General features: G+C 46.5%; 7 protein-coding genes and 1 tRNA gene. 4 read left to right on the top strand and 4 right to left on the bottom strand.

Annotated features, from left to right (window positions below):
* Positions 1-86: 86 nt before the first annotated feature.
* Together Q8O77_RS14915 and deoC are read left to right on the top strand one after the other, a co-directional pair.
* Entirely contained in the window at positions 87-791 is a 705-nt protein-coding gene (locus tag Q8O77_RS14915; RefSeq protein WP_305554811.1) for a M48 family metallopeptidase, read from the top strand.
* Between the two features lie 251 nt (positions 792-1,042).
* Complete coding sequence (deoC, locus tag Q8O77_RS14920; protein ID WP_305554814.1) at positions 1,043-1,771, top strand: deoxyribose-phosphate aldolase; 729 nt, start codon at positions 1,043-1,045, stop codon at positions 1,769-1,771.
* Here the strand turns inward: deoC and Q8O77_RS14925 are convergent.
* Positions 1,768-3,399, bottom strand: a complete 1,632-nt coding sequence (locus Q8O77_RS14925) for a response regulator (protein WP_305554818.1) — start codon at positions 3,397-3,399, stop codon at positions 1,768-1,770. The genes deoC and Q8O77_RS14925 overlap by 4 nt on opposite strands.
* A gap of 148 nt (positions 3,400-3,547) precedes the next feature.
* A tRNA-Tyr gene (locus Q8O77_RS14930) sits at positions 3,548-3,632 on the bottom strand.
* A 118-nt stretch (positions 3,633-3,750) separates the two neighbouring features.
* On the opposite strand from Q8O77_RS14930, the gene Q8O77_RS14935 reads away from it, so the two are divergent.
* Entirely contained in the window at positions 3,751-4,227 is a 477-nt protein-coding gene (locus tag Q8O77_RS14935) for a VC2046/SO_2500 family protein (RefSeq protein ID WP_305554821.1), read from the top strand.
* 18 nt (positions 4,228-4,245) lie between these two features.
* Here Q8O77_RS14935 and Q8O77_RS14940 read toward each other — a convergent pair whose 3' ends face one another.
* Both Q8O77_RS14940 and Q8O77_RS14945 read right to left on the bottom strand, forming a co-directional pair.
* A complete protein-coding gene (locus Q8O77_RS14940; RefSeq protein WP_305554825.1) occupies positions 4,246-4,626 on the bottom strand; it encodes a YchJ family protein in 381 nt (126 codons plus the stop codon).
* A 170-nt stretch (positions 4,627-4,796) separates the two neighbouring features.
* Positions 4,797-5,243, bottom strand: a complete 447-nt coding sequence (locus tag Q8O77_RS14945; protein WP_305554828.1) for a SulA-like leucine-rich domain-containing protein — start codon at positions 5,241-5,243, stop codon at positions 4,797-4,799.
* A gap of 168 nt (positions 5,244-5,411) precedes the next feature.
* On the opposite strand from Q8O77_RS14945, the gene Q8O77_RS14950 reads away from it, so the two are divergent.
* Positions 5,412-6,113 (top strand): DUF3581 family protein, encoded by a 702-nt coding sequence (locus Q8O77_RS14950; protein ID WP_305554831.1) that lies wholly within the window; start codon positions 5,412-5,414, stop codon positions 6,111-6,113.
* The last annotated feature ends 208 nt before the right edge of the window (positions 6,114-6,321 follow it).

The following is a 6,321-nucleotide window of genomic DNA, read 5'->3' on the forward strand; positions in this document are numbered from 1 at the left end:
AGTGGTTGGATCATAACACTTTATCTGCTGCTGTGGCACAATGACAACCTAAGTGTTACCGATAAGTCAGCCGCCGGAGTAGTTCTTTGTCAGCCTTAGTTGTAGAAAGCGAGTCATTCAGTTATAGCGTGCATTACAGTGCCAGAAGGCGCAGCGTGGCGTTGCAAATTAAACAAGGCCAGCTGACGGTACGGGCACCGCTGGGTTATGGCCTTGCTGATGTTAAAACACTGGTAGAACAAAAACAGCTGTGGATCTTAAAGCATCTGCAGCAGAGCGCCGCGCAGCTGAAACCAGATTGGCTGGCGCTGCAGCAGGTGCCGTTGCTTGGCACTATGCTGACTCTGGAGTTACGCCGTGCGGTAAAATCGTCGGTAGACCTGTGCAACGACAGGCTGGTTGTTACCGTATCTTGCCGTACGCAGGCCAGCGACTATAACAACCGCGTCCAGGCATTATTGCAACAGTGGTATAAAACACAGGCCGTAAACTGGTTTACCGAACGGGTTGGCTATTGGCAAAACAGGATGCAGCTTAAGGCAGCAGACCTGGTGATTGGCAACTGGCGGACGAAGTGGGGCTATTGTAAAAATACAGCACAGCTGGGGTTTAACTGGCGCTTGTTGATGGCTCCTGCCTGGGTGGCAGACTATGTGGTGGTGCATGAGCTGGCCCATCTTAAACACCTGAATCATTCACCACGTTTTTGGCAGTTGGTCGCAGAGCATTATCCTCAGGCTGAGCAGGCAAAAATCTGGCTCAGGCAGCATCAATATGAGCTGGAACTGTAAAAAAAAGCGCCGATACTAAGATCGGCGCAAACACTAGGACATCGAAACAGGAGAGAACAGTTACTACTTAACAACTACTGCTAAATAGGACTGCGACCGTGCGGAATAATTCAAAATACTTTCAATTATTTTTTCTCTGACGGGTTTTGCTTTCTTGTCGGTATTTGGTTTAAGCTCCACGCCATCAACAGAGTGCATATAAATAATGATCAGACAGCCTGTACGGCTGCGATATTACCGGACCCAAACCTATGACGAATCTATTACGCCTGCAGCAGCTGGCGAAATTGCTTGATATCACCAGATTAAACGACACTGAAACTCAGAGCTCATTTACCGACTGGCTTAACAATATACCGTCGATGCCGGCTGCGGCGTATTGTGTATATCCGCAATATTTACCTGTGCTGCAAGCCTGGCCAGAGCGCCCTGCAAAGGCTGCGTTGGCAACAGTAGTGAATTTTCCTTCCGGTGATTTACCGGCTGATCTGGTTTGCGAACAAATTCAACAGGCGATTGTGGCAGGGGCAACAGAAATTGACTGTGTGCTGCCATACAAGGCTTTACTCAGAGGTGAGCACGGGCTGGTAAAAAGTTTCCTGTATGACATACGCCAGGCCAGTGCCGGCTGCTGCCTGAAGATCATTATTGAATCCGGTGAGCTGGTAACGGCCCAGCAAGTTGCCAAAGCGACTGAGCTGGCAATTGAATGCGGAGCAGATTTCGTTAAAACCTCAACCGGTAAAGTACCGGTTGGCGTTACGCACGAGGCTGCGCGTATTATGCTGACGGTTATTGCGGCTGCAGACAGAGATATTGGTTTTAAAGCATCCGGTGGTATCCGGACTGTGGCACAGGCATTAGATTTGCTGCAGTTGTACGAAGACATTAGCGGAAAAATTGCCACCAGCTCCGGCATGCGCATCGGAGCCAGTGCCTTGGTTAGCGAGCTGGCAGCGCAACTTGGCACTGCTGATTAGCGGCGAAACTCTTCCCGTAGCTTGCCGAACTGTTGCAGTAGCTCTTTGTAGCGCACTCGGTGATGTTCCGGTAGCGGCATATTGTCGACCACGCGGAAGGTTTTTTTACAACGCTCGAATAATTCAACAGACTTCCGTTTTTGTTGGCTATTCAGCAGTTGAATAGAAGCCTGGATCAGGTTCAGGGCACAGCCGGTATTCATCGGTGCCAGCTCTAACGCCGCTTCAAACCGGCTGACAGCGGCTGTGTAGTCACCCGTTTTATAACTTTGAATGCCGGCTTTATTTAATTCGCCAAACTGCAACTGTTTTTGGTCAACAAAACTCTGTTGATCATTAAACAAGGCCTTTAACAGCGGATTTTTCATATGTTCTGCAGGCAGTAATTGCTTTAGTGCTGTGGCTTGCTCAAATTCACCAATTTGGTTGAGTAAGAATATCGCATCCGGTAACACCTGATGCTCGTGTTGCAATTGTTCAGCAACAGCGGCATAGGTTTTCTTTGCCTGATACTGTGCACCACTGAGCGACTCCAACCTGGCCTGACACAGGTCTTCAAATAGATTAAAGTCAATCTCACGGGTCATGTTGTCGTCGCGCTTTACCCGTTGTAACGCCAGCGAGACTTCCTGCAGATAGCGGTTGCGTATTGCGGTGTCTTCTGCACCCACAGCTGCGTCTATTATGGTGCGGATATAGTTAAGTAAATGCACAACATCCTGTTTCACGGAACGCCGGGTAATCTCATATAGCTGCTTGCTGGCTTGAACCTGCTGCGAAACGTTGTTTAGTTCTCTGGCGATATCAAGCAACAGGTATTGCCTTGCCATATTAAACGGCGCTATTTCTGCGGCAGTTTGAATGCTGCTGAAAGCCAGTTCCGCTTCTTTTTGAGCAAGGTAAACTTGTGCCTGAATGTCATAGGCTTCAGCGAAATAGCGATTATCTTCTATCGCCTCCTGGCATAACAGTAACGACTCTTCATAACGCTGTTGCTCAAAACAGAGCCTGGCTTGCAGCAGCAAGGCCCAGCCGTTACGTCGTTGTGACAATGTCGCTTGTAATATTTGCTCTGCTTGGTTGTATTGTTGCTGGGCGATTAAATTTTCGACTAACACCCGCTTGCAAAATTGCTGGTAGCGGCCTTCGCTGGCAATTTCCTGCTCACACAAGCCAATGACCTGCTCAGCTTGCTGGTCAAACAGCGCTTGATATAAAGCGGCTAACTGAGTTTTCTTGCGCTTGATGCGTTGGATCCTGCTGCGCAATACATTTTGTGAGAAAGGTTTAACTAAATAATCATCCGGCTCCAGCTCTACCGCACTCATTACCATAGGAACGCTGTTCTCGCCGGTAACCAACATAAAAATGCTGTGCGGGGCCAGTAATTTTTTTTCGCGTAAATCTTCCAGCAGTTGCTTGCCGTTTTTGCCGATGCCTAAGTGATAATCAACAAATAAAATGTCGTAGCTGACGTTGGCGCATTTTGCCAAAGCTTGCTCGCCGGTAGGGGCGAAAGCAACATTGGTAGCACCCATAGAGTAAAGGATACCTTTAAACATCAGCTGAAAGGCTCGTTGATCATCAACTATTAGTACCCGTTGATTCTCAAGCGTCTTGTTATCCATCGGCACCACATAGTATTGAAATAAACAAACTAAGTGTCGGAAATAACCCGGTGATAAGCAAGAAGATTAATAACAATAGTAAAAATGGCAGTTTGGTGTAGGTAATAACAGAGGTAAACAAAAAAGCAGGCAGTGTGAAAATGAGAAATGGTGGAGGGGGAAGGATTCGAACCTTCGAAGGCAGTGCCGGCAGATTTACAGTCTGATCCCTTTGGCCACTCGGGAACCCCTCCACGAGTGGACGGCATATTATCAAACTCCGTTTTTATGTAAAGCCATTTACTCAACTTTTTTGTCTGACTGCCGATAATTCCAACAAGAAGAGACTTTTACCGGTGAACTTAGCTAAAAATGACAATGGTTATCAATGAGTGGCAACTTAATGGCAAATTAAACCATGCCTTGCAAAACTCGCAACGGGCAGATTTTGCTATGTATCTTGCATGGCTTACACCTGCTGTTGATGAGTCGGCAGAGTTTTTTACACCCCAGGCAGTAACAGAGCGTATTGAGCAGAATTTACTGCAACAACTTGGTGTGCAACAAGCCAGAGCTTTTTGCCAAACTGAGACCGATGTCAATTTAATGCAGCAACACAGTGTCGCACTGCAACAGGGCGGATTAGCGCAATTAAAGTTAGTAACTTATCTGAATCAGCCACCGTTAACACAGTATGACAATAAAAGCCGCTTGGGCGACGACATATTGCAAAGCCTGAGCCTGCACAGCCGCAGACGCTTGCAGCAGTCGACACCGGATAAACCGGATGCCAATCCTGCCGGGCTTTATGAAGTGCTGCAACAGCTACATGGCATGAATGCGGCTTAGCGTTATGCCGGCTGTAAGCTAATTGCCGGACAGTCTGTGCGGATTACACTGTTTGAACTTCTTCCCGCTGTTACAGGGGCAAGGGGAATTGCGGTTTATTTTAACCGGCGTTGTGTCTGTCAAAACACCATTAACATAATACCAGGCGTCTTCAAACACAAAGCGTGAGCGTTCAGTAAACTCGTACAGTACATTCTGCTGCATGTAGCGGACATTGAAGCTGACATAACCCTGTTGGCTGCTTTGTTCACAAGACAGTACTTTAAGCGCGATAAAATGACTATTGGCAGCAAAAGCCGCCAAAGCCGGCTTGGGATTATCAGCGCGACGGGATAAATGATAAGTACGGTATATATAGTCAATGTCACGCAGGCAATATGCGCTGTAGCGTGATCTCATTAATTTTTCGCAACTGTCTGCGTTGGCCATCCCGGCTAAAAAAGGTTGGCAGCAGAGCTCAAACGCTTGTGTTGAACCGCAATAACATTGCATATTGAAACTTATTTACCGGTATAAAGCGGTCATTTTAACTTAGGTTATTAAATTTGTCGTCTGAGCATGCAACGTAATTAATGTGCTACTTGTAGCTGCTGCATTTGTTCACATTGATAAAACCAGGTGTTATTGCCTACTGCCAATTTACGGCAAGCGTCCAGTTGTAGTGCATCTAACTGGCTGGCAAAGTTAATAACAACCTTACAGCTGGCGGAATTTAATGCTTGTTTAATTGTTGCACCCAGATCGCTGATTTGCTTTTGGTGCACGACCAAGACATTGTGTAATGACAATTGATAGTGTTCTGCCCACTCTTTATCAGGTATATAAGTGGGGGCGATCAGCAGGATCCAACCTTGCTGGTGTTGATGCTGCTGAATAAGCTGTAATAAACTGTGTCGCGAGTCATCAGAAGCCACAGCATTGCTATCGGTTACAGAATGTATTTTTAGTAAGCTGCTATCGTTATAAGCTGTCTTGGTAAAACGGTGGTATGAATTGCCGGGTAAACGATTGTACATATCAGCCTCTACATGTTTATTTGTACAGTGTATGGATGTACAGTAGTTTGTCGGTGTTTAAAAAGCAAGCATATTTTGCTTTGAATATTAACTTTTTACTGGCTGGACCATTACTGCTGTAAATTTGGGTAGAATGACCGGCTTGTAGCGGAAGAGAGTCAGTGATCGATGTTGTTAGAAAAGTACGTTAACCAAAGCAGTGAAGGTTTTAGTTTTAGCCGGAAACAGGCATGTGAGTTTGCCAAACAGGTGGCGACAGATTTCAATCCGATCCATGACGAAGATGCCAAGCGCTTTTGTGTCCCCGGGGATTTGCTGTTTTCTTACTTACTTACCCGGTATGGCGTTACTGAACAACTGAGTTGTCAATTTGCCGGTATGGTCGGTGCTGATGTCATGCTGCATTGTAAAGAGCAGGATAATCTCATCAGCATCTGTGACAGTCAGGGTAAAGTGTATTTGTCGTTGCAGCACCGCGGTGCTTGTCAGCATGATCTGGCTGTGATTGAACCGCTGATCCGCGATTATGTGAAATTCTCCGGCCAGAACTTCCCGCATATATTGCAACCTCTGATGCAGCAACATCAGGTGATGATTAACCCGACGCGGCCGCTTGTTATATATGAGAGCATGGCATTGAGCTTTAGCCGCTTACCTGAACAAAAAGTCGATTTAAGCCTGACGAAATCCTCTTTATTAGTTGAGGGCAAACGCGGTAATGCATTATTGGAGTTTGCTTTGATGGAGCAGGGCGAACAGATAGGTAAAGGTGAGAAGCGGATGATCCTGAGCAATCTGATGCCATACGATGAAGGCCAAATGCAGCAGATGGTTGCTGAATATAATAATCGTAAAGCAGCGGTTCGGTAAAATCTGGCATTTTGTTTAATTAAACAGCGGTTGAGCGGTTTTCTAAAATAACCGCTTGCAGCAATGTAAAAACGCCCTATAATGCGCGCCATGCCACGGGGTGCTGCAGTTTGGGTGCCTCAGGTGAGTTAAGACGGTTTGCAAAAATCTTTCAAAAAGACGCTTGACAGACCCGCTTAAATCACTAAAATGGCGCCCTCGCTTCACG

This window comes from Rheinheimera sp., from assembly GCF_030690345.1.
Classification (GTDB): domain Bacteria; phylum Pseudomonadota; class Gammaproteobacteria; order Enterobacterales; family Alteromonadaceae; genus Alishewanella.